The sequence below is a fragment of the Heyndrickxia sp. FSL W8-0496 genome, from assembly GCF_038007825.1.
In the GTDB taxonomy this organism is placed as follows: domain Bacteria; phylum Bacillota; class Bacilli; order Bacillales; family Bacillaceae_C; genus Heyndrickxia; species Heyndrickxia oleronia.
On record NZ_JBBOXX010000001.1, the window covers coordinates 5,036,768 to 5,060,150 of the forward strand.

A 23,383-nucleotide genomic window follows, 5' to 3' on the forward strand; every position below is an offset into this window, starting at 1 on the left:
GAACTGAGGTTCATACTGCCTTTATTCACTGTCAGAAATTATTTTACAGTGATTGTATTGCTTTCCACACTTTCATTATGCAAACGGTCTAGTGCGGTAACAACATAAGTATAAGTTTTATTGAGCTTAGCCGTTTTATCCAAGATTACTTGGATTTCGGATGTTTTTCGAACTGTCATTAGCAAATATTTAGAACTATTTATACTTCCTTTTTGTTTCCCATCAAATCGATATACAGCATAATAGGCAGTATCGTTTTCCTTTTGATCTTCTACAGTCAGTTGAACACCACTTCGTTGATGAACTCCATTCCGAAGCTTTGGCATTTTTGGAGCAGTATCGTCCAACCATGGCATCGTTGGAATGAGCGCTGGAGATTTATATAGATCATTCATTAGGCGATTTTTGATCCCAAGTGGATTTCGAATTAAATTCTTTAAACTAAAATGAACGCTACCATGTATATCATTATAGTTCCTCATCAAGTTAATTTGTTTTGAGTATTCCTGCGAATTAGACCAGGCTGGATCTGAATTATTATTTATCTTATAGGCAGCCTGACCAATGTATAAATGGATTGGTTTTCCGGCAATTTCTTTTCTCCACCAGGCATTTAACACATCAAACGAAGCAGGTTTATACCCGATGCTCCAATAAATTTGTGGATTAATATAATCCAGACTTCCATTTTGAATCCATTGCCTTGTATCCGCATATAAATCATCATAATTCGTTTGTCCAGCTTTTGTATTAGATCCTGACGGGTCATCCGCTATATTTCTCCATACACCGAATGGACTGATTCCAAATTTCACATATGATTTTTCATTTTTAATAGAAGTGTTAATTTTTGCAACTAATTTATTTACATTGTCTCTTCTCCAGTCACCTTTATTAGTAAATTGCTTTGAACCATAGCTTTTATAGCTGCGGCTATCTGGAAATTCTACACCAGCTATTTTATAAGGGTAAAAATAATCATCCATATGGACACCATCAATATCATAATTTTTGACGACTTCCATGATGCCATCGACGATGAAATCCTGAACTTCAGGTATACCTGGATCATAGTATAATTGTTTTCCATAACTTAAAACCCAGTCAGGATGCTTTCTAGCTGGATGATCTTTAGGCAGTTTCTTTATATCTTTGTGGTTCATTGTAATTCGGTAAGGATTAAACCATGCATGAAATTCTAAATTCCGTTTATGTGCTTCTTGAATCATAAATTCTAATGGGTTATAGCCAGGGTTCTTCCCTTGCGTACCAGTAAGATACTCAGACCAAGGACCATAATTAGAAGGATAAAAGGCGTCAGCAGTTGGTTTTATTTGTACAATCACTGCATTCATGCCCATGTCCTTTACATCATTTAGTAATTTCATATATTCTTCTTTTTGTTTTTTTATCGATAATCCTTTTTTGGACGGCCAATCGATATTGTTTACAGTGGCAATCCACACAGCCCTGAATTCTCTTTTTGGTAAAATTACCTCTTTTGCATCGATGCTTTTAGATGGAAATAAGGCAACTAGCAATATTGTTGCAACTAAAGCAAATCCACTTTTTTTCATCATCATCCTCCTATTATTTATATGTCCATTTAAGGAAGATTATAGCAATATTTGGAGAATGATAGAACAAAAGATTCATAGATTTAATCAAACCGGGTAATTTAGCACAGTAGTTCGAATAATTAGTTTATTTAAATTAGCTAGTCTCCCTTATATATAAAGTTTTTATCTACTGTAGGTGATAAGGTTATAGAACCAAGAATCACCTGTTTATTCGAACCCGTTGCCTGAGGAACATTAGAGCATTGCTGATGAATTGTTTCATTTGCTAGGATGGCAAAGGCAATTGCTTCTTTAGCATCTGAGGAATAGCCTAGATCCTCTTGTGTATAAATTTTGTAATCTGGTAATAGTCCTTTAAGCATATTTATTAAAGTACGATTATGGCTACCGCCACCACCTAGAATTATTTCGTCAATTTTGACTTTTGGAAAGACAAACTTTTTGTATGCATCATATATTGAATAAGCCGTATAATATGTAACTGTAGCAATCAAATCCTGATCAGACATCTCGGGATAATTCTTAAGGATTTTTTCCGTATAAGTATTCCCAAAAAGCTCCCTACCTGTTGACTTAGGCGGCTGTTTGTGAAAATAAGGATTTCTCAGCCATGCAGCAACTAGCTCCTTATGAACCCTTCCCTTTGCAGCCCAATTTCCATCACGATCATATGCCAAACCTAGTCTTTTTTTACATACTTCATCAATAATCATATTTCCTGGGCCCGTATCAAATGCAAAAAGATCCTTGATTTCCCCACCTTTTGGCAGGACTGTGACATTCCCTATACCACCAATATTTTGCAATGCTCTCCCTTTATAATCACTTTAATAAATTAAGTAGTCAGTATAAGGTACAAGTGGTGCTCCCTCCCCCCCAGCTGCTATATCCATTGATCGAAAATTAGAAATAACTGTTACTCCTGTTTCATAGGCGATAACAGAAGGTTCTCCAATTTGTAGAGTTGATTGAACGAGGTTGTCAGTTCCTTGTGGGATGTGAAAGACCGTTTGCCCATGTGAGCCAATAGCATGAATTTGATTCAAAGGGATATCCGCTTCTTTACAAACTTGTTTAACTGCATTTGCGAAAAGCTTTCCTAGCTTGAAATTCATACTCGTAATCCTTGCAATATTTGACTCTTCTACATTCATACATTGTAAAATTTCCTGCTGCATCTCCTCTGAAAAAGGAACACTAATAAAATGAATAAGTTCTGCTTTGGTCCTTAATCCCCATTCATTTATCCGAACAATTGCCGCATCAATACCATCAATAGAAGTTCCAGACATAAGTCCGACTATTAATTTTTCCAGTTTGACCACCCCACTTTTTCTTTCATCGATTCAATTTATATATTTCAGAAATAGCAAGCGCACCAGTGGCCGGTAGACAATCCGATTCTAAAAAAACACTAGACAGTAGCTCTTTTGATATCGTTTGTTGAAAAGCTTGTTGTACAAAGATGTTTTTTTCGAGCAAACTACCTTTGCATCCAATTGACACAGGATTTTCCAGGCCTAATTTTTTTATAAGCCTTATTGTTTGGTTACCTAGTTCCGTACCTGCTTTACGAAATATTTCCTTTGCTTCTTGACTTCCTTCTTTCGCTTGAAGATAAACAATATATGAAAGAGAGGCAATTTCTCCTTTTGTTGTTTGATAAATAAATCCCTTTAATTCATTTGCATCCCTCATGCTTAGATGATTTAAAATCGATAAAGATAATGGAGAATATTTTATTCCCGTTTCCTTTTCCCCTATTATTTGTTTACAGGCTTGAATAGCGATATCATATGAACTTCCTTCATCCCCCAATAGATGTCCCCACCCACCTGCATATTCCTCTTTTTCTCCATTCCTTCCATATGAAATAGAACCTGTACCTGCAATTGTAAGGACGCCATCATTTAATTCAAAAATAGAATGGTATGCGAGGACAGCATCGTTGACAAGAATAATAGGTAGAGCTGTTGTTTGTTTAAGATATTGATTTATTTTTTGGCGATTCTCCCCAGCTTCAATACCAGCAATTCCTGCAACAACTTGTTTACATTGCGGACCATAAGGGCTCTCTAAACACGCATTTAGAACATCTAAAATATTGGATACGGCAGCTTCAAAATCAATATTCGGATTTCCATATCCAGAATCCACCTCAAACACACTCTCTCTATTTTCTGTTAGTATAAGTGCTTTAGTCTTTGTCCCACCTGCATCAATACCGATAATATATGACATCAGCTTCCCCCCTATTGTTATCCTCTTTGAATTTTGGATTTAAACCCATTTTATTTTAAATTTACCTCCACCACTAATAAACTTAAGGAGGTTTTTATCCTCATCGATTACCTCGCCAATCACATTTACCTTTTCATTAGCAGCTAAATTCGTTTTTGTAATTTGTATTTCTCCTTGATAACGGCCATAATTGCTATTATCTACTGTAATTGAGCCCATCCTGCGTTCAATCATATGTTCAGGCTCAACTGGTCTTTTTCCAATTAATCCATATTCCCTAGATTCCATTGAACGAATACAATCCCTTGCTGAGTCTAATCGATTGGTTTGAGCATTCTCCATTATTGCAATAAGTTCTTTGTCCTCGGTAAACGCCCTTGCTCTTAACAAAAAGCAGTCTTCGTTTATGAAAGAATAGAACTGTTCAAGAGTCTCATCGCTTAGCTGTACATCGCCTACTAATATTTTATTAACTCCTTCCTTAAAATGTAAATCACAAAAAGCAGTAAATGGAGATACTTTTCTATGATCCTCTAATGTTGGGAGTCCTTCAAAAAGCGGGGCGCGGAGTTTCCTATCTCCGGGAATAAACGCCATCGTTTTTATTCCTTCAGATGCTAACCATTTATTTTTCACTTGGAAATCCTCACGCCCAAGACCTGTTTCAGGACGAGGATAAAAATTATGCCAAGCCTCTGTTGAGGATAAATTTAAACTAAATGACTTTAATTTTTCTAATGCGCTTTGATTTAACGTACTAGCATTTAGAGCAATCTTTAATTTATGAGATAGCTTAGCAATCCTATCCTCACTAACACCATAATCAATACGAAGACCTGTTAGTCCCCATGATAATAGTTGATCCGCTGTTTCCCATGAATAACCTAAATAATGTAGTGACTTCGGTGAGATGTCAGCAATTAGTTCCATATCATTATTTCGTGCAATGGTTCCAAGTTCCATTAGTCTATCTTTAAATAGATTTGGATTATCCTCTGGAATATGTAGTGATGTAAAAATTGATTTAAATCCTCTTTTTGATACCCTTTCAATATACTCCCTTTGTCCACTAATTGGCTCTGATAAATATACGGATATTCCTAGCAAAGCAATCACTCCTCGATTCATCTTATAATTAGGCTCTATGCTCAAACGTTATCTCTATTTTAGTTAAGCTTTCACAAATTAAAAAGTTGAAGACTGAGAATCTTCATAAGAACGCTGAGCCCATTTCAAAAGCAGCAAACTAGACAAGTACGGCCTATAATAATAAAAGGGAGGATCGTCCTCCCTTTTTATTATTAAATATCTTCCGCCATTTCCTCTTTAAATCCAAATAAATAAGTGAATAAAAAGCCAAATGCGTAAGCAATAATAATTCCTATTAAATATAATAAATATTTATTATCCGCAATGAGCATTGTGAGTGACAGACCAGAAACCCCAATACTAGTAGCTGCAGTTTTAACTACTGCCTGAAAGGCTCCACCAACTGCTGCACCTAAACATGCAGTAATAAATGGCCTTCCAAGTGGAACTGTTACCCCATATAAAAGTGGCTCACCAATTCCTAGGAAACCAGCAGGAAGTCCACCTTTAATAATGTTTCGTAATCTTTTATTCTTCGTTTTTACAAATATAGCAATTGCTGCACCAACTTGCCCCGCTCCTGCCATTGCTAGTATTGGTAAAAGCGGTGTATTTCCAAGCTGATTCATCAACTCAACATGTATAGGTGTGAGACCTTGATGTAACCCAACCATAACGAGTGGTAGGAAAAATCCTGCTAATAACGCTCCTGCAACTACACCACCGAAATCTAAGATTGCATTAATACCACTTGTGATTCCATCAGATAAAAGTCCTGCAACAGGCATTACAATAAATAAAGATAAAATAGCAACAATCAAAATGGTAACAAGTGGTGTAAAGATAATATCAATTGAGTTTGGCATGATTTTCCTTACTTGCTTTTCTACAACAACCATTAACCACGCAGCAAAAATAACACCGAATAGGCCACCTCGCCCTGGAATGAGAGCGTCTCCAAAAATATGAATATCAGCTAAGCCTGGATTAAATAAGAACATCCCTGCAATCGCACCAAGTACTGGTGTTCCACCAAATTCCTTTGCTGTATTCCATCCAACCAAGACACCTAAATAAGTAAAGATACATCCACCAAGTAGAAGAAGAATCTTCATCCAAGTCAATTCTGGGTCTACTCCAGCATTTTTTGCAAAATTCGCTGCTCCATTGATTAAACCGGATGCAACTAAACCAGGAATAAGCGGAATGAAGATGTTTCCTATACTTCTTAGAAAGTTTTTAAAAGGCGTATTATTTTTTTTCTTCATGTTTGCTTTTTTTAACTGGGCTTTTTCTTCAAAGGACAAATCACCAGATTCTGCTGCCTCTCCAACTTTTAACCCTGTCATATTACTTAAAACATCTGAAACCTTATTTACTGTCCCAGGCCCAACAACGATCTGCAGTGTTTCATCATCAATTACGCCCATAACCCCATCGACCTTTTTTAATTGGTCGATATTCACTTTGTTTTGATCCTTTAACTTTAGTCTAACACGTGTCATACAGTGGGCAAGTTGTCTAATATTTTCTTTTCCACCAATATGCTCTAAAATACCTTCAGCTATTGCTTGTTCTTTTTTCATCATTTCTCCCCCCAATGGGCTTATAGTGCTTTTCTTATAAATCCATTCGCCTTTTTTAGACTTACCAATGCTTCTTCATATGAGCATTGAAGTAGAATCATTACAATGGCTGCTTTGACATTATGATTAGCCTTTTCGAAGTACTCACTTGCGATTTCATAATCAACTTCTGTTGATTGCATAATAATCCGTTTTGATCGTTCGACAAGCTTTAGATTCGTTGATTGAACATCAACCATTAAATTCTTATAGACCTTGCCTATACCGATCATTGATGCAGTGGAAATCATATTTAAGATTAGTTTCTGAGCTGTACCAGCCTTTAATCGTGTTGAACCAGTTAATATTTCAGGTCCTGTCTCAACCTCAATAAAAACACTTGCATATTTACTTATTTCTGCACCTTTATTACAGCTTACGCTCACCGTTTTAGCCCCTATTTCGCTCGCATACTTTAGAGCACCTATTACATATGGTGTACGCCCACTTGCAGCAATACCTATCACAGTATCTTTATTCGATAGAGTGATACTTGCTAGGTCCTTCCCGCCTTGTTCTTCATCATCCTCGGCGCCCTCAACCGCTTCGGTAAACGCTTTCACGCCACCTGCAATAAAACCTTGGACCATTTCTGGTGGTGATCCGAATGTTGGCTTACATTCAACAGCATCTAAAACTCCTAGTCTTCCACTAGTACCTGCACCTATATAAATTAATCGTCCCCCTTCTTGAAATGATTGGATAACGTAGTGAACGGCTTTTTCAATACTATGAATTTCCATAGCAATGGCTTGAGGCACTGTTTGGTCTTCTCGATTCATCGTTTCTAAAATTTCATGAATTGACATGACATCTAGATTCATCGTGTTGTCATTGCGTTTTTCTGTAGTCAGTTTTTCAAGCATAGTACCATCCTTTAAATTTTATTTCTTAATTTCATTTTATATATTAGAAATAAAATGTCAACATAATCTATTAAAATATGAATTAATATTTTAAAATCCTATTTTATAAGAGATTTTAATATAAAAAAACTCGGTATTTCTACCGAGTTTTTTAGGTTATATACTAGTTTTAGTCTGAAGAATATTACTATTATTTATGCTTAACACTCTTTACTGCCTCTTCAATTCTCTTCATTGCATTCTCCAATCTTTCTCGTGGACATGCAATATTCATCCGTACAAAGGAATCACCATTTTGACCGAATTTATATCCTTCATCAAATTTAATCTTTGCCTCATTTAAGAAATATTGAAATAATTCTTCTCCTTTCATACCAAGTTGACTACAGTCAAGCCAGATAAGGTGGGTTGCTTCTGGGTGGATAGGAATAATCTCCGGAATCTTTGTTTTAAAATAATTTAGGACATATTGCAGATTTTCCTCCAAGTAAACAAGCAATTCCTCAAGCCAATATTCACAAGACTCATATGCAGCAATTGTTCCTTCTACCCCGAATACATTTGGCCTCATTAAACCGAACTGAATAAGTTTTTGCTGATATTGTTCTCGAAGGTCCTTGTTTGGAATCATGATAATCGATGTTTGTAATCCTGCTACATTAAAGGTTTTACTTGGTGCAGCACATATAATACTTTGATTCTGGATTTTTGGATTCACTGCAAATAATGGATGATGTTGATTTCCTTTATACACAAGATCTCCATGCATCTCATCCGAAATAATCCACACATTGTGTTTTAAACATGTTTCAGCAACCCTATTCAATTCATCAATCGTCCATACTCTTCCAACAGGATTGTGAGGACTACATAAAATCAATACACTTGCATTTGGATCGCTTGCTTTTTCCTCTAAATCAGCGAAATCCATTTCATATGTACCATTTTTATAAACAAGTGAATTTTGTACAATTTTACACTGATGATTTTCAATACTACTATAAAAAGGATAATATACAGGTTCTTGAACAATCACATGTTCTCCAGGCTTTGTTAAAATCTGAAGGAGGATATTAATTCCTGGGATAATCCCTGGGCTAAATGATATCCACTCTTTATCTATATCCAGATCGAATCTTTTTTTCCACCACTGGATAATCGAAAGATAGTAACGCTCACAAAAAGTTGTATAACCATAAATACCATGTGCAGCTTTTTTCACCATCGCTTGCATAATTTCAGGTGCTACTTGAAAGTCCATATCTGCTATACACATTGGGATAATTTCATTAGGATCAGGTATACTCGACCATTTAACCGAATGTGTACCCGTCCTTACCACACAATCATTCCAATTCATTTTATAATCCCCCTATTACTCATACATCTACATAGCTTTAATATAACTTAGGGCAAACAATAAGAAAAGGCAAGCGCTTAATAAACAAATGCAAAAAAGAACTTTCATGTTTGAAAAGTTCTTTTTAATGGCATAGTGTTCATTTTTACTCATTCATACTATATAAATTATTTTCTAATCGAATAATTTCTTGATTAATCATTTGATAAAATTTATCTAAAATTGAGAAATCCATCGCCTCTACATACAATTTTTCTAACTCATCATGCAAAGCCTTTGCTTTAGCTAAGCATTTCGTTCCTTCTTTCATCTGATCCTTATACCTTTTATGAACTTCTTTTATCTCTATATTATACTTCTCATCAGTACCAGGAGTAACAGCAGCCATGTATAGATCGATTATCTTATCACCTTTTCGATCTGGAAAGTATTCATGCGGATCAGTACTATCGAAGATAGCAAAGCTTAATTCCCTAATAACTACCATATCAATACTATTAGGATCAAAACCGCAATGATAAATTTCCGTGTCAAATCCTCTTTCCTCTGCTACAGCAGCTACTTTCTTTAATAAAGTAGATTTCCCTGTTCCCGCACGACCTTTTAAAAAATATCTTCTGTTTAATCCCTCTGTGATATTCGGAATAAAGTCTACTGCCCCTTTTGGCGTAGCCGCTCCTAAAAAACGGTGATAGACGATCGCTTGCTTTGATAAATGCTGCTCGCCAAATATTTGCTGAATCAATTCATCCGTTAATTCATTTGCCTTATTAAAATCCATTTCCTTGAAATAAATTTCTTCTAGGTCATCATGTTCTTCTAATCCTTTTGCAAAAGTATCATATGCCAACTGAAATGCTCGACTTACTTCATTTTGCAGAGCAATAATTCGATTTTTATTTTGCTGTAGCCTTTCACTGTCCCATGCTACCCCTAAATTAACGTATTCCTCGATTGCTCCTGGTGCATTTGGTTCAACGATATGCGGAGCCGTTCCGTCAACGATTCCAAATTTAAGTTTAGGAATAATAACTCCATCAATTGAATCATTATCTGATGAACAATGAATGATTTCAATATTATACCCCTTATTTCTCCATTCACTTGCAAGTTTTTTCATCAAGCTTGATTTTCCTGTCCCTGGTCCCCCTTTTAGAATGAAAAGGCGGTCCAATCCCTTAAGATTCGAATCAAATAAATTATAGAAACCTCTTCCTGTATTACCACCAGCAAAGTAATTTAATACTTTCCCTGCCATGTAAAACACTCCTCTTACAGTAGGATGAAAACAATCTCTCTACACATTAGCCTATGCAATTGATGATATTAGGTGAAAAAAAAGCAAAAACGCCTCATTCATCTGCATAAGGATGGGTGAATATGGCACTATCAATATTATCTTGTAGTCAAAAGAACAAAGTACTATTTTTTGTTAGCACATTGCCTAAAAAGCAATAATGTTTGCGAAAAGAGCCAAATAAAAAAACAACTTGCATTGAGATTCACTCATTCTACAAGCTGTTTTCAGTCTTTATTTATCGTTCTCTTCCAACTTCGCTAATTGTTCATTCAGGACTTTTAGCTCCTTCTCAAGACCCTCTAATTGAAGTTCAAGCGGCGATAAATTCCCTTTAACAAACTCTAGCTTTTCTAGATCATGCTGGAGGCGAACATAATCCGCCTTTAAATCTTGAATTTTATATTCAATTTCTTTTCTATTCATTGATAGACACCTCAATTTCTTCTATTAGAGTACCTAAAAATATTCAGATATTCAATTCTTGAATATTCGACCATGCATATGCAACCTCTAATATACCACTATCTCCCAACGATTGTTCGGCTATTTGAACCCCTCCAAGCTTCTCGTAAAACTTCCTTGCTGAATGATTATCTTTAAGCACCCATACTAATAAAGAATGAAAACCTTGGTCATTGAGAAATTCTATTACCTTTTGAAACAATAGTTTGCCAATACCTTTTTGATGAAAAAGCTCTAACATATAAATGGTATAAAGCTCGCTATCAATATTGAAATCCCCGGTTCTTTCTTTACCGCATTCAGCAAAAGCAAAAATTTCACCCTCGTCCGTTTCTGCTAAAAAGCATCGATAATTAGGATCTAAATTTTCTAATCTCGGTCGCCAATTTTCAAGTACTCTTTCGTAGGTACGTTTTTTAAATGTTTCTTCTGAAAACATTCCTGTATAAGTCGTGATCCAGCTTTCATAGTGTACCTTGGCAAGCCCCTTAATATCATTTATTGTACCGACTCTTATTTGCATAGATTTTCACTCCTATACTAGTATGGTATAATAAGTTCTGCTTATAGCTTTGATGAGTTATACATACTATTCTACCATTTAGTGGGCAATTATTTATTTCTTTTAGGCTCTTTTAACAAGAGAATAGGAAGGTGAAAATCAGCATGGACCAGCATACTATTTCATCAATTATGGAAGTTATACAAGACTTAGTACCAAAGGATACCTCGATTGCCATAACGAATGATAAGCAATATATTTATTATCAGCCGAGCAAACAAATTGATTTAAAAATTAAACCAGGTGATCGTATTAGAGAAGGTACAGCAACATACCAAGCATTAACTGTGCAAAAAAAAATATCTGACTATATCGATAAGAATGTTTTAGGAATCTCTTACTTCGGTATATCCTTCCCTATTATAGATGAAGGGCATTTGAAAGGATGTATCACCGCAATTCTTCCGAAAAAGCCAGCAACCTTCTCAACTAATTTTCTTACTGTAAAAACAAATGACCGTTGGTTGCCTGTACCATTTTCACAAATTATGTATTTAGAAGCCCAAAGTAGAAAAACAAATGTACACTCAGATACATTAATTGGTGCTCATAAATATAATTTAACAGAATTAGAGTTTTATTTACCCGATGATATTTTTATTCGATGTCATCGTTCTTATATCATTAATATTAATTTTATTGCAGAAATACATCCAGACTCCCACTCAACCTTTTTATTAATTATGAAGGATGAATCTAAAATTCCTGTAAGCCAGACTTATGCTAGTCAATTTAGAAAAATACTTTGTTTCTAACAACCTGCACTCTCGCTGGTTGTTTTTTATTGAATATGACCACTTAGATTTGAAAACAAAATTGAATAAATAATACAGATCGATTAAAAACAGCCTTCTTTGAATATTTTTACTACTTAACGAGCTAAATATTCTGCTTTACACTTTATAAAAGCCCTTTCATCCATAAACTAGTGAACAAGCATTCATTGATTGATAGAATATTTCAAAAGAAATAAAAGGATGACGAGAAATGGAAATCAATATACCGAATTATATTAAAGACCCTCGTTTAATTAATCGAATTGTGTCTGCCCAAGAAGCTGCTTCATGGATAAAAGATGGAATGACATTAGGTTTAAGCGGTTTTACACGAGCTGGGGATGCCAAAGCTGTTCCAACCGCATTGATTGAACGAGCTAAAAACGAAGCAATTAAATTAAATATATATACAGGGGCATCCTTAGGCTCAGATATTGATAAATTAATGGCTGAAGCTGGCATGATTCATAAACGAATGCCTTTCCAAGCAGACAGCACGATGAGGAAGAAAATCAATCAAGGTGAAATGCTTTTTGTTGATCAGCATTTATCACATATGGCTGAAGCTATCCGCTCAGATATATTAAAGCCTATTGACTTTGCAATAGTGGAAGCGGTTTCGATTGATCAATCCGGATACATTATCCCCTCTACTTCAGTGGGCAACTCATCTATATTTGTTGAAAAGGCAAAGCATGTCATTGTTGAAATTAATTTGGCTCAACCACAAGCTTTAGAAGGTCTTCACGATATTTATGAGTCAGGGAAGCAAGGTGAAAGAGAACCCATTCTGTTAAAAAATGTAGATGATCGTATTGGATCTGTAGGAATTCCTGTTCATAGTGATAAAATCGCCGGTATTGTATTCACTCATCAAGTTGATTCAGCCTCAACAATCGTTCCACCTGATGAGGAAACACAAATCATGGCTAATCACTTAATACGTTTTTTAAAAAGCGAAGTTGAAGCTGGCAGATTAACGAATCAACTTGCACCTTTGCAATCCGGGATAGGCTCAGTAGCAAATGCAGTGCTACATGGACTAATAGAATCTGATTTTACTAATTTAGAAGTCTATTCCGAGGTACTTCAGGATGCAGTCTTTGATTTAATTGATGCTGGTAAGGTACGATTTGCCTCTTGTTGTTCCATTACATTATCAGATGAAAAGATGAAACAGGTATACTCCAATCTGGATAAATATAAGAATTATTTAATTCTTAGACCACAGGAAATCTCAAACCATCCAGAAATTATCCGTCGTCTAGGACTAATATCCATTAATACAGCTCTTGAAATTGATATTTATGGAAATGTAAATTCCACCCATGTTCGAGGCACACATATGATGAATGGAATCGGTGGTTCAGGAGATTTTGCTAGAAATGCACGTTTAGCGATTTTCGTGACAAAATCCATTGCAAAAAACGGGGATATTTCAAGCATTGTACCATTTGTCTCACATGTCGACCATACAGAGCATGATGTTGATGTCATTGTAACTGAACAGGGCTATGCTGATTTAAGAGGATTAGCACCGATCGAGCGGGTTCCTCTCATTATCGAAAACTGTGTACACCCATCTTATCGGGATCAGCTTATTGAATATTTTGAAGAAGCAAAGCAAAAAGGTGGACAGACACCACATATTCTAGAAAAAGCCCTTTCCTGGCACATAAATTATGAGAAAAATGGAACTATGCATCAACTAATACATGAAGTTTAGTTGTACCAACAAAAAAAGAATGCCGTCAAGTTTGAGGGCATTCTTTTTATTTTACATAATATTATGCTTCGATTGTTTTATGTTGCTGATATACTTCCTTATCAAGTTCTCCTGTTACCTTACCAGTTAATATTCCTGCTGTCATACTTCCACTTACATTTAATGCTGTACGGCCCATATCAATTAATGGCTCTACTGAAATGAGCAATCCAACAATAGCAATCGGTAAGTTTAGTACAGATAACACTATTAACGCTGCAAATGTAGCACCGCCACCTACACCTGCGACACCAAATGAACTAATGGCAACAACAATAATAAGCGTTACAATAAACGATGGATCCATTGGATTAATTCCCGCTGAAGGAGCTACCATAATCGCCAGCATAGCTGGATAAATACCGGCACATCCATTTTGACCAATTGACAACCCAAATGATCCTGCAAAATTGGCAATCCCTTCAGAAACACCAAAACTGCTAGTTTGTGTTTTAATGTTTAAAGGCAGTGTTCCTGCACTTGAACGTGAGGTAAAAGCAAATGTTAAGGTTGGTAATGCCTTTCTCACATATTTGACTGGACTTAATTTGACTAGTGCAATTAAAAGTAAATGAATAATAAACATAATAATTAACGCAACATAGGAAGCAATAACAAATTTTCCAAGCTTAGCAATTGCTCCATAATCACTTGTGGCCGTTACCTTTGTTATTAATGCTAAAACCCCATATGGAGTTAATCGAAGAATCAAGGTAACAATCCTCATAATAATGGCATAAATAGTATCTATTATTTTTGCAAAAAACTCACCATGCTCTGGATCTTTACGCTTTACACCTAGAAAGGCAATCCCTACAAATGCTGCAAAAATAACGACGGCAATTGTAGAAGTTGGACGAGCACCTGTTAAATCTTGAAATGGGTTACTTGGGAATAATTCTATAATTTGTTGTGGAATAGTCATTCCCTGAACACCAACTACTTTTTCTTGCAACTCTGCGTTTCTCGCAGCTTCAGCTTCACCTTGACTTAAATGAATTCCATCTAAATTAAAGCTTAATGCTGAGCCAATGCCCACAGCAGCAGAGATCGCTGTTGTTCCTAATAAGATTCCTATAACTAAAAAGCTTATTTTCCCAAGGTTTTTCGTAAGTTTTAATTTTGTAAAAGCACCGACAATGGAAATAAAAACAAGTGGCATAACGACCATTTGAAGTAGTTTCACATAACCACTACCTACAATGTTAAACCAATCTATAGTATTAATTGTTACTTTCGACGTCGTACCATAAATCAAGTGAATGATAAAACCAAAAATAAGTCCTAGACCTAATCCAGCGAATACACGTTTTGAAAAGGAAACATGCTTCTTTTGCATAATAAAAAGGCCGAAGATTAAAAGTAACAAAACAACAATATTAATAATAACAAGAAAAGTGTTCACTTTTATCCCCCTTAAAATAAAATGCCGCTGTTAAACAATACTGTTGATTTTCTTTCCTCAAGTTGGTTAAGTCAACCAGCAACATCGTTCTTAACAAAGCGAATTGTTTTTTTATTGCAAGCAAAACTATATTATAATTAATCCAATCAGTCAAGTAGGAATTACTTTAATCTATGTTTTTTTATCATATGTATTCACCCACTATTCATACATTAAAGAAAAGTTTCTCTAGTTAAATAACGAAACTAAAAATCCTTTAAATTCGTAAATACAATAAACAACGAAATTTTTTTTAAATAAAGGAGGATAAACATGCATTCCGTGTATTATTTTGTGTTCGCCGTACTCATTGCGGTGATCGGAATTTCTGTTAATTTTAAATTCCATATCGATAAGATTAAGGATAATCCAGCTGATCAAGGAAAAATACAAACGAAATTTTTTATAGCAAATGCCATCATTGAAATTATTCCAATTATCTTAGTGGTATTGGGTTTTATGAATACACGCCCAGTATCTAGCACAGCTGATTTATTGATTCCAATCGTTATAACCATTATCGCAACATTATTTGGTGTACTATTCATTTTTTTGCAATCAAAAGTCGATGTGACCGAGGAGATAAAAGCATTCATTCGCTCCTTTACATTTATTGGCCTCATGATGATTTTGGCTTTTCCCATTATTGCGATCGTCGCGATGTTGCTTATGCTGAACATGGCATAAAAAAAGAAGGCTGCCACTGGGCAGCCTCCATTCATTTATATCTTAATAAATAACTTTCCAATTATGATTAACTGTTGCTGTAACGACTTTCTTTTCTAAAATATAATTAGCAATAAGTTCTGATACATCCGTAGGAATATCTTTAATGACAGGTTTATCTTTATACATAAAGTATTCTCCCCCACCGCCAGCTCGATAATTATTCATAACAACATCATATTCTTGATTAGGGTCTACCGGGGCTCCTTTGAATTCAAGTTTCACGATTCGCTCTCCAACGGGCTTACGAATATCAATAACATACTCTATGCCTTCCCACATATCATAGTTAAAATGCTGTGGCTTTGGCGTAGTAAATGCAGGATTCACTTCAACCTCTCCACCATCATACTGTTTAAAGTACGATGCCGAACGCTCTAAAGCTTCTTTCATATCAGCCCCAGAAATACGAATGACCTTTAATGTATTAGGATAGATGTAATTCGAAACAACATCCCTCATTGTCACATTCTCTGTAAGTCCAGGAGACTGATTATCAAATAAAGCGGTATTAGATATCTCTACACCAGCAACATCCATCTGTACATGATTAAAGAATTCAATCAATGCATTGTCTCCCATTCTAATTTCCATTGGATCATTTACAACCATATCTCCTTCAATTTTACCAATTGGTTGGTCCAACCATTCCTGGGTTGCTTGTTCATATTCTCTTACTTTATCGAGCAAATCCAAATCAGCTTGAACACCGATCACTGGAAGTAATGCAGAAGTCTTTTTAACGATCTTCCATATCCCTTCCTGATTTTCAAGCTGCAGAGATACCTTTCCTAAAGCTATCCCATTGTTTCCCGGCTGCACTACGATCACACCATTTATCGTTTGGTCTTCAATTTGTCGATGCTGATGGCCAGTTAATAAGACATCGATGCCTTCAACCTCCTGACAAATTTGATACCCTTGATTCTCGCCAGTTAACGTTTCAGTCGGTTCTCCTGTTTCTAAATCACGCTCAAATCCTCCATGATAAGACACGATCACAATATCTACATCCAACTCTTCACGGAGATATTTCACCCACTTCTTTGCTTCTTCCACAGGATTCACAAAATCGATGCCTTCAATATTTTCCGGTTGCTCCCAATTTGGAATATATGGTGTTGTTAATCCTAAGATTCCTACCTTCACACCATTAACATCCTTTATTAAATACGGACAACCATAATAAGGCTCCCCTGTTTCTTTATTCATAATATTAGCTGATAACCAAGGAAAGTTTGATTCATTCACAGCTGCTCCAAGAATTCCCTTTCCATAATTAAATTCATGATTACCAAAGACAGCTGCGTCATATCGTAATTCATTCGCTAAAAGAACCATTGGATTAGGATGTTCATGATTAATTCTGGCATAATGATAAGTTAAAGGCGTGCCTTGGATTAAATCTCCATTATCAATTAGAATTGTATTTTCATTCTTTTGTCTTTCCTGTTTAATTAATGAAGCAATCTTACCAAGCCCTACATCTGCTTCTTTATTTGTCCCATAATTTATCGGAAAGATGCTACCATGTACATCACTAGTTTCAAGTATTGTTATATTCATCTTTTTCATTTTTACCCATCCTTATATCATTAGCTGTTTTTATATGTATTTCTTTTATCTTTTTACGTCCTTTTAGGTAAAAAACAAATTAAAAAAAGGACCTAATTCTTACTCTTTATTATAAACTAAAAATATGAACTCTCTCTACCATATAGTAATAGAGGAACAGCCCCTAATTATTTCAGAATTATTAATATTCTAGAAAACCTTTACAAAAAATCCATATTTTTTTACATCAATTTAATACTACTATAACAATAGACATTGTTCTTCAAAAAATTTAATAGAAATGCAATTTTCTTATTTCCTTTATATTAAAAATATTATATGCTTAAAGCGTATTCAAAAAAACTTTTTACATTCGGAGGTAAATGTATGCTTAAAAAATTTGCTGCATTATTCCTCGCACTTGGTGTAGTTGCCATTGTAATGGCTGGCTGCGGCAAAGGCGATGACGAAGCAAAGAATGGCGACAAAAAATCAGATAGCAAAAATTATGTTCCAAAAGAACTAACAATTGGTTTCGTACCATCTCAAAATGCTGAGACATTAGAAGCAAAAGCAAAACCTTTAGCAGACTTACTAGAAAAAGAACTTGATATCCCTGTTAAAGTTCAAGTAACAACTGACTACAATGGTGTAGTTGAAGCAATGGGTTCTAAACAACTTGACCTTGGTTTCCTACCACCTACTGACTATGTATTAGCACACGAAAAAGGCTATGCAGATGTATTACTTCAAGCATTACGTTATGCAGTTGATCCTGAAACAGGAAAAAATACAGATGAATTAGTAGATTACTACTTATCTGGAATTCTTGTAAAAAATGACTCTGGTATTAATAGCATTAAAGACTTAAAAGGTAAAACAATCGGCTGGCAAGCTCCAACATCTTCAGCAGGATATGTATGGCCAGCTGTTGAAATGAAGAAAGATGGCGTTGACGCACAAAAAGATGTAACAGGCATTCAGCTTCAAGGACATGATAAAGGCGTTCAAGGTGTCCTAAGTGGAGATGTTGATGCTGCAGCATTATTCGTTGATGCACGTAATATCGTTGAAAAAGAATATCCAAATGTTTATAAAGATACACACTATCTATTCACAACAGATAAAATTCCAAATGATACAATCAGTGTTCGCCCTGATATGGATAAAGCATGGAAAGATAAAATTGCAGATGCATTCGTAAAAATTGGTGAAGATGAAAAGGGTAAAGAAATTATCCAAGCAATCTATTCCCATGTTGGCTATAAAAAATCTGACGACTCTAACTTTGATGTAGTTCGTGAATACACTAAAAAGATTGCAGAAGTCGGTAAATAATATGAAAGAAGCGCATATTGGCGCTTCTTCTTTTTTTCTATACATAAATCCATAATATTAAACAATCCTTATTACCCTACAATAAACAAGTCCCCATCCTCAACACCGTATCAGCTTTAGATCACCAATCGTTTAGCTCTAAGCTATACAGAACAGGACCGCCTAAATATAGTAAAGAGTATTAATTTTTCTACTCTGTCTACCCTTTAAAAAAGAACGCTGATTGTCAGCGTCCTTCCCCTACTAAATAAATTTATTAAACTAAACGTTTACGAATTGCAGCGGAAATTAAGTCAATGATTGTTACCATGACAATGATTCCGTATAATATAATCCCTACACGATCCCATGAGTGACCATTCAACGCAAAGATTAATGGGGCTCCAATTCCTCCCGCTCCTACGATACCGAGAATAGTGGCTGAACGTACACTAATTTCAAATCGATATAATGTGTAGGACATGAACGCAGGCATTACCTCCGGAATAATCGCAAACCATAAAACTTGTAGCTTATTTGCCCCAGAAGCGATTAAAGCCTCTCTTGCACTAAATTCAGTATTCTCAATCGACTCACCAAATAGCTTCCCTAACATACCAATTGAATGAAATCCTAAAGCAAGAATGCCGGCAAATGGTCCTAAACCAACAGACTTAATAAATAATAATGCCATGATTAGCTCTGGAAATACACGAATACAGCTTAATATGATTTTCCCAAGACTTGAAATAGCTCTATTCCTACTCATATTTCTTGCTGACCAAAACGCGAATGGTACACAAAGTATAGCTGAGATAAATGTCCCTAATACAGCAATCGCTAATGTTTCAAGTAAGGTACGAAGTAAATCCTCTCCTGCTGGATCATAGATATAATCCCAATCAGGATGAAGAAATCCATGAAAAATTGCTTTAAGTGCTTGAATAGCTGAATCCTTTAATACCATCGACGGGGCACCTGCAAATGCCCAGACGTAGATGGCAATAACAATGACAAAAATGGCCCAATTTCTTATTCGTTTACTTAGTGGTTTTTTTATTTGACTCATAGTAATTTCTCCCGAATCTTATTACTTATCGCATCAACAATGAGAACCACGATAAAGGTATAAATAATAATCGATAACACGCGATCGTATTGGAAAAATCCTAAAGCATTATTAAGGAATAAACCAATACCCCCTGCTCCTACATATCCGAGAATAGCTGCGGCACGAATATTAATTTCAAAGCTATATAAGAAAAATGACATATAATGAGCAAGAACCTGAGGAATAACACCAAAGAAAATCCATTGGATCTTGTTTGCTCCTACAGCCGTCATTGCTTCTAATGGGCCCGGATCAATCGCCTCAATTGCTTCATAAAAAAGTTTCGCTATAATACCAAAGGAAAATACAGAAATTGCTAGAATACCAGGGATTTCACCGATTCCAAAAATCGGAACAAATAGAGCTGCTAATAATAGCTCTGGAATTGTACGGATAAGATTCATGATAAATCTTGCAATCTGATAAATAACAGGAATTCGTACTACATTACTGGATGATAGTAATGCCACTGGGATCGCAACAATTCCACCAAAGGTTGTACCTAGAACAGCCATTCGAATCGTAGCGAGCATTGGCTCTGTGATCGATTTAAAATAGCTCCAATCAGGAGGAAACATTTCCTCTAGAAGTGTCCCCATGTTTGGCAGACCAGCCCACAGCTTTTGAAATGATACCTCAGTATTTAATGCACTCGCCCATAAAATCACTATAATTAGGATGAGCGTGACGATACCTTTCATTCTAGACGGTTTTTTCACCTTTACTGAACTCATTGATCTGTCTCTCCTAGCATCTCATCTTTCTTAATCTCACGACCGTAGATTTGAGAGAAAACCTCATCAGTAGCTTCTTCAACAGGACCATCATATACGACTTCTCCAGCGCGTATACCTATAATACGAGTAGCATATTGACGAGCTAAGTCAACGAAGTGCAAGTTTACAATCGTTGTTATCCCTAATTCTTGATTAATTCGTTTTAAATCATCCATTACTTGTCTAGTAGTAAAAGGATCAAGTGACGCTACAGGCTCATCCGCTAGAATAATCTTTGCTTCTTGTGCTAATGCACGAGCAATAGATACACGTTGTTGTTGTCCTCCGGATAGCTCATCCGCGCGTGAATACGCTTTCTCTTTAATATTCACACGATCAAGTGCATTGATGGCTAGTTCAACATCCTCTTTTGGAAACATGCCTAATAGAGTTCGTACTGTTGAATGATAAGCTACTCGACCTGATAATACATTACGCAAAACGGAAGAACGTTTTACAAGATTGAAATTTTGAAAAATCATACCAATGTCACGTCGGATATGGCGAAGGGACTTTCCTTTTGCTGCAGTAATTGATTTACCATCAATTAAAATTTCACCTTCTGTAATTTCATGAAGACGGTTAATAGAACGAAGAAGCGTTGATTTACCAGCACCTGATAACCCAACAATAACAACAAAATCGCCTTTATTAATGGTAAGGTTTACATTTTTCAGGCCTTTCGTCCCATTAGGGTAAACTTTAGATACATTTTTAAATTCTATCATTTTTAAATTATTTCCCCTTTTGGATTATTTTCTTATACAGCAAAAGTAAAAATAGACTGTCAATTTAGGAAATACTTAAGCAAAAAAATTGGACAAAAAATAATCTTACAACATCTTTTTTTACCAGTAAACTCGCTTAAACTCATTACAGTTTACTTTTTTACAAAACTTTTTCTTTCCACTCTAAAAGTAGAAAAATATAATTCTCATAAACTTATCTCCTTTAACATACAAAATAATTTCCTATGCTAAAAAAAGAATATACCCTACTTTTCTATTATACATAAAAATGTACATGGACAATTCTGAAAATGTGAGAAATAACAAGGTAAATACAACCAAGGAGATAATAGAAGCATTTCTGTTGAATATTTTAAAGCTTCAAAAATTTGTAAAAAAACAACCTTTTTGCAATGATTTTTCTAGTCTTCTATTCTTACTTTAAGATATAATAAAGTTTTGGGAGAATTTAGAAGGTTCTCTCCCATTATTCATTATCTACTAAAATTGACCTAGATTCAACATTAATTTTAGACAAATATAGATAAATTTTTTGTTTTAAATTAACAAATTCCCTATGTAATAAGTTCAGCATCCATTAAATTAAAAAGGTAGGCAAATGCCTACCTCTTTACTGTTTCTTTTTTGTTTTTCCTTTTTTATCTGTATGGAATTCGACCAATTCCTCACTAATTTCATTGTGATTTTTCACATTATTATTTCTTTGAGCATTAGCATTCCCACGTTTTGTTCTTCCCATCATATCCATCTCCTTTTTATATATTACAATGATAGTTTGAATAAACGTAGAGATATTATGCAAACTCTATCTTCTTCTTTTTGACTTTCTTGTGTTTAAAGCTGGTTTTTCAGATTTATGGTAACTTTTCTGAGGCTTCTTCTTTGTTTTTATTTCCGTTGAATTCATTTCTGATTGGTTATTAGGCAATTGGATATTTATTCTATCTAATTTCTGACGTATTCCTTTTTCAATCATCTCGAGGTAGGAGCGATCCTTTGGAGCCACAAATGTGAACGCCATTCCTTTCCCGCCTGCTCTACCAGTTCTTCCAATTCGATGAATATAACTTTCTACATCTTGAGGAATATCATAATTAAACACATGTGTAACGCCTTCAACATCTATTCCTCTTGCAGCGACATCTGTTGCAACTAAATATTGTATTTTCGCCTCTCGAAAGCTTTTCATCACTTTTTCCCGCTTTGCTTGCGATAAATCACCATGGAGCTCTTCTGTATTATAGCCATATCCTTTTAGAGCATCAGTTAATGTACTTACCCTTCTCTTTGTTCTACAAAAAATTATTGCTAAAAAAGGACGGTGCTCATCCATCATCATACGAAGGCTTGCTTGTTTAGCACGATCCGTCGTTTCAATAACGAATTGATCAATTTTATCCAAAGTCACTTGCTTACTTTGCACCCGGATACTAATTGGATTATTCATATACTCCTTTGCAATCGAGCTCACTTGTTTCGTCATCGTTGCAGAAAAAAGCATCGTTTGTCTTTTTTTTGATAATGCAGAGATAATATCCTCTACCTCTGGTAAGAACCCTAGATGTAACATTTGATCTGCTTCATCTAATACAAACATCGAAACAGTAGATAAATCTACCGTTCCTCTTCTTACATGATCCAGTAGTCTACCTGGTGTACTAACAATAATATGGATAGCTCCTTTTAATCGTTTTAATTGTTGCTCTACATCTTGTCCCCCATAAATAGCTAGACTATTTATCGTGTCCAGTGCAGTTGTCAATTGTTTTAATTCAGCTGTAATTTGCAAAGCAAGTTCCCTTGTAGGCGTAACAATTAAAGCTTGAACAGTAGGATTAGCCGAATCAATTCTCTCTAAAATTGGTAAAAGGAAAGCTAGTGTTTTTCCCGTTCCAGTTTGTGCTTGTGCAATCACATCACTGCCTTTTAAAAGTAATGGGATTACTTCCTCCTGTATGGCTGTTGGTTCATGTATTCCATTTGCTTTAAGCTGCTTCTGTATAATCGGTTGTACACCGATTGTTAAAAAATCTCCCATGATTGCTCCTTTTCTCTCAGTTGGCATTAAAAAATAATTACA

The 23,383-nt window shown here is 35.3% G+C and carries 20 protein-coding genes and 1 pseudogene; 4 read left to right on the plus strand and 17 right to left on the minus strand.

From position 1 onward, the window contains the following. Positions 1-38: 38 nt before the first annotated feature. The 10 genes and pseudogenes from NST63_RS25525 to NST63_RS25570 form a co-directional block, all read right to left on the minus strand. Positions 39-1,583 (minus strand): glycoside hydrolase family 10 protein, encoded by a 1,545-nt coding sequence (locus NST63_RS25525; protein WP_212945036.1) that lies wholly within the window; start codon positions 1,581-1,583, stop codon positions 39-41. Positions 1,584-1,717: 134 nt separating this feature from the next. Beyond that, a pseudogene (gene anmK, locus NST63_RS25530) lies at positions 1,718-2,884 on the minus strand (anhydro-N-acetylmuramic acid kinase AnmK). Between the two features lie 34 nt (positions 2,885-2,918). Then, positions 2,919-3,821, minus strand: a complete 903-nt coding sequence (locus tag NST63_RS25535; RefSeq protein ID WP_341044046.1) for a BadF/BadG/BcrA/BcrD ATPase family protein — start codon at positions 3,819-3,821, stop codon at positions 2,919-2,921. Positions 3,822-3,860: 39 nt separating this feature from the next. After that, entirely contained in the window at positions 3,861-4,937 is a 1,077-nt protein-coding gene (locus NST63_RS25540) for a DUF871 domain-containing protein (protein ID WP_341044239.1), read from the minus strand. Positions 4,938-5,122: 185 nt separating this feature from the next. Continuing rightward, complete coding sequence (locus tag NST63_RS25545) at positions 5,123-6,496, minus strand: PTS transporter subunit EIIC (RefSeq protein ID WP_212945034.1); 1,374 nt, start codon at positions 6,494-6,496, stop codon at positions 5,123-5,125. Positions 6,497-6,516: 20 nt separating this feature from the next. Next, the gene (gene murQ / locus NST63_RS25550) at positions 6,517-7,401 is read right to left on the minus strand and encodes an N-acetylmuramic acid 6-phosphate etherase (protein ID WP_071977482.1); all 885 of its coding nucleotides are present in this window, start codon (positions 7,399-7,401) and stop codon (positions 6,517-6,519) included. 190 nt (positions 7,402-7,591) lie between these two features. Continuing rightward, positions 7,592-8,761, minus strand: a complete 1,170-nt coding sequence (locus NST63_RS25555) for a MalY/PatB family protein (RefSeq protein ID WP_341044047.1) — start codon at positions 8,759-8,761, stop codon at positions 7,592-7,594. Positions 8,762-8,906: 145 nt separating this feature from the next. Continuing rightward, positions 8,907-10,019, minus strand: coding sequence for a PRK06851 family protein (locus NST63_RS25560; RefSeq protein ID WP_212945031.1), 1,113 nt, complete (start codon positions 10,017-10,019; stop codon positions 8,907-8,909). Positions 10,020-10,292: 273 nt separating this feature from the next. Continuing rightward, entirely contained in the window at positions 10,293-10,484 is a 192-nt protein-coding gene (locus NST63_RS25565) for an SE1832 family protein (RefSeq protein ID WP_212945030.1), read from the minus strand. Between the two features lie 43 nt (positions 10,485-10,527). Beyond that, positions 10,528-11,046 (minus strand): GNAT family N-acetyltransferase, encoded by a 519-nt coding sequence (locus tag NST63_RS25570; protein WP_212945029.1) that lies wholly within the window; start codon positions 11,044-11,046, stop codon positions 10,528-10,530. 143 nt (positions 11,047-11,189) lie between these two features. Between NST63_RS25570 and NST63_RS25575 the strand changes: the two genes are divergently transcribed. Beyond that, entirely contained in the window at positions 11,190-11,840 is a 651-nt protein-coding gene (locus NST63_RS25575) for a LytTR family DNA-binding domain-containing protein (protein WP_212945028.1), read from the plus strand. 232 nt (positions 11,841-12,072) lie between these two features. Next, positions 12,073-13,587 (plus strand): acetyl-CoA hydrolase/transferase family protein, encoded by a 1,515-nt coding sequence (locus tag NST63_RS25580; protein WP_341044048.1) that lies wholly within the window; start codon positions 12,073-12,075, stop codon positions 13,585-13,587. A gap of 61 nt (positions 13,588-13,648) precedes the next feature. Here NST63_RS25580 and NST63_RS25585 read toward each other — a convergent pair whose 3' ends face one another. Beyond that, positions 13,649-15,031 carry an L-cystine transporter gene (locus NST63_RS25585; RefSeq protein WP_341044049.1) on the minus strand — a complete coding sequence of 461 codons (1,383 nt, stop codon included), beginning with the start codon at positions 15,029-15,031 and terminating at the stop codon, positions 13,649-13,651. Between the two features lie 312 nt (positions 15,032-15,343). On the opposite strand from NST63_RS25585, the gene NST63_RS25590 reads away from it, so the two are divergent. Beyond that, entirely contained in the window at positions 15,344-15,757 is a 414-nt protein-coding gene (locus tag NST63_RS25590) for a hypothetical protein (protein WP_212945025.1), read from the plus strand. A 42-nt stretch (positions 15,758-15,799) separates the two neighbouring features. Here NST63_RS25590 and NST63_RS25595 read toward each other — a convergent pair whose 3' ends face one another. Next, positions 15,800-17,371, minus strand: a complete 1,572-nt coding sequence (locus NST63_RS25595) for a bifunctional metallophosphatase/5'-nucleotidase (protein WP_212945024.1) — start codon at positions 17,369-17,371, stop codon at positions 15,800-15,802. A 366-nt stretch (positions 17,372-17,737) separates the two neighbouring features. On the opposite strand from NST63_RS25595, the gene NST63_RS25600 reads away from it, so the two are divergent. Continuing rightward, positions 17,738-18,688, plus strand: coding sequence for a phosphate/phosphite/phosphonate ABC transporter substrate-binding protein (locus tag NST63_RS25600; RefSeq protein WP_212945023.1), 951 nt, complete (start codon positions 17,738-17,740; stop codon positions 18,686-18,688). Positions 18,689-18,944: 256 nt separating this feature from the next. On the opposite strand, the gene phnE (NST63_RS25605) is transcribed toward NST63_RS25600, so the two are convergent. The 5 genes from phnE (NST63_RS25605) to NST63_RS25625 all read right to left on the minus strand — a co-directional run bounded on the left by phnE (NST63_RS25605) (position 18,945) and on the right by NST63_RS25625 (position 23,341). Then, on the minus strand, positions 18,945-19,736 hold the full coding sequence (gene phnE, locus NST63_RS25605; RefSeq protein WP_212945022.1) for a phosphonate ABC transporter, permease protein PhnE: 792 nt from the start codon (positions 19,734-19,736) through the stop codon (positions 18,945-18,947). Next, positions 19,733-20,512 (minus strand): phosphonate ABC transporter, permease protein PhnE, encoded by a 780-nt coding sequence (phnE, locus tag NST63_RS25610; RefSeq protein ID WP_058006888.1) that lies wholly within the window; start codon positions 20,510-20,512, stop codon positions 19,733-19,735. The genes phnE (NST63_RS25605) and phnE (NST63_RS25610) overlap by 4 nt, the downstream gene beginning before the upstream one ends. Further along, positions 20,509-21,282, minus strand: a complete 774-nt coding sequence (phnC, locus tag NST63_RS25615) for a phosphonate ABC transporter ATP-binding protein (RefSeq protein ID WP_058006889.1) — start codon at positions 21,280-21,282, stop codon at positions 20,509-20,511. The genes phnE (NST63_RS25610) and phnC overlap by 4 nt, the downstream gene beginning before the upstream one ends. Positions 21,283-21,913: 631 nt before the next feature. Continuing rightward, positions 21,914-22,042: a hypothetical protein gene (locus tag NST63_RS25620; RefSeq protein WP_257234359.1), complete on the minus strand. Its 129-nt coding sequence runs from the start codon at positions 22,040-22,042 to the stop codon at positions 21,914-21,916. 66 nt (positions 22,043-22,108) lie between these two features. Further along, on the minus strand, positions 22,109-23,341 hold the full coding sequence (locus tag NST63_RS25625) for a DEAD/DEAH box helicase (protein ID WP_341044054.1): 1,233 nt from the start codon (positions 23,339-23,341) through the stop codon (positions 22,109-22,111). Positions 23,342-23,383 lie beyond the last annotated feature (42 nt).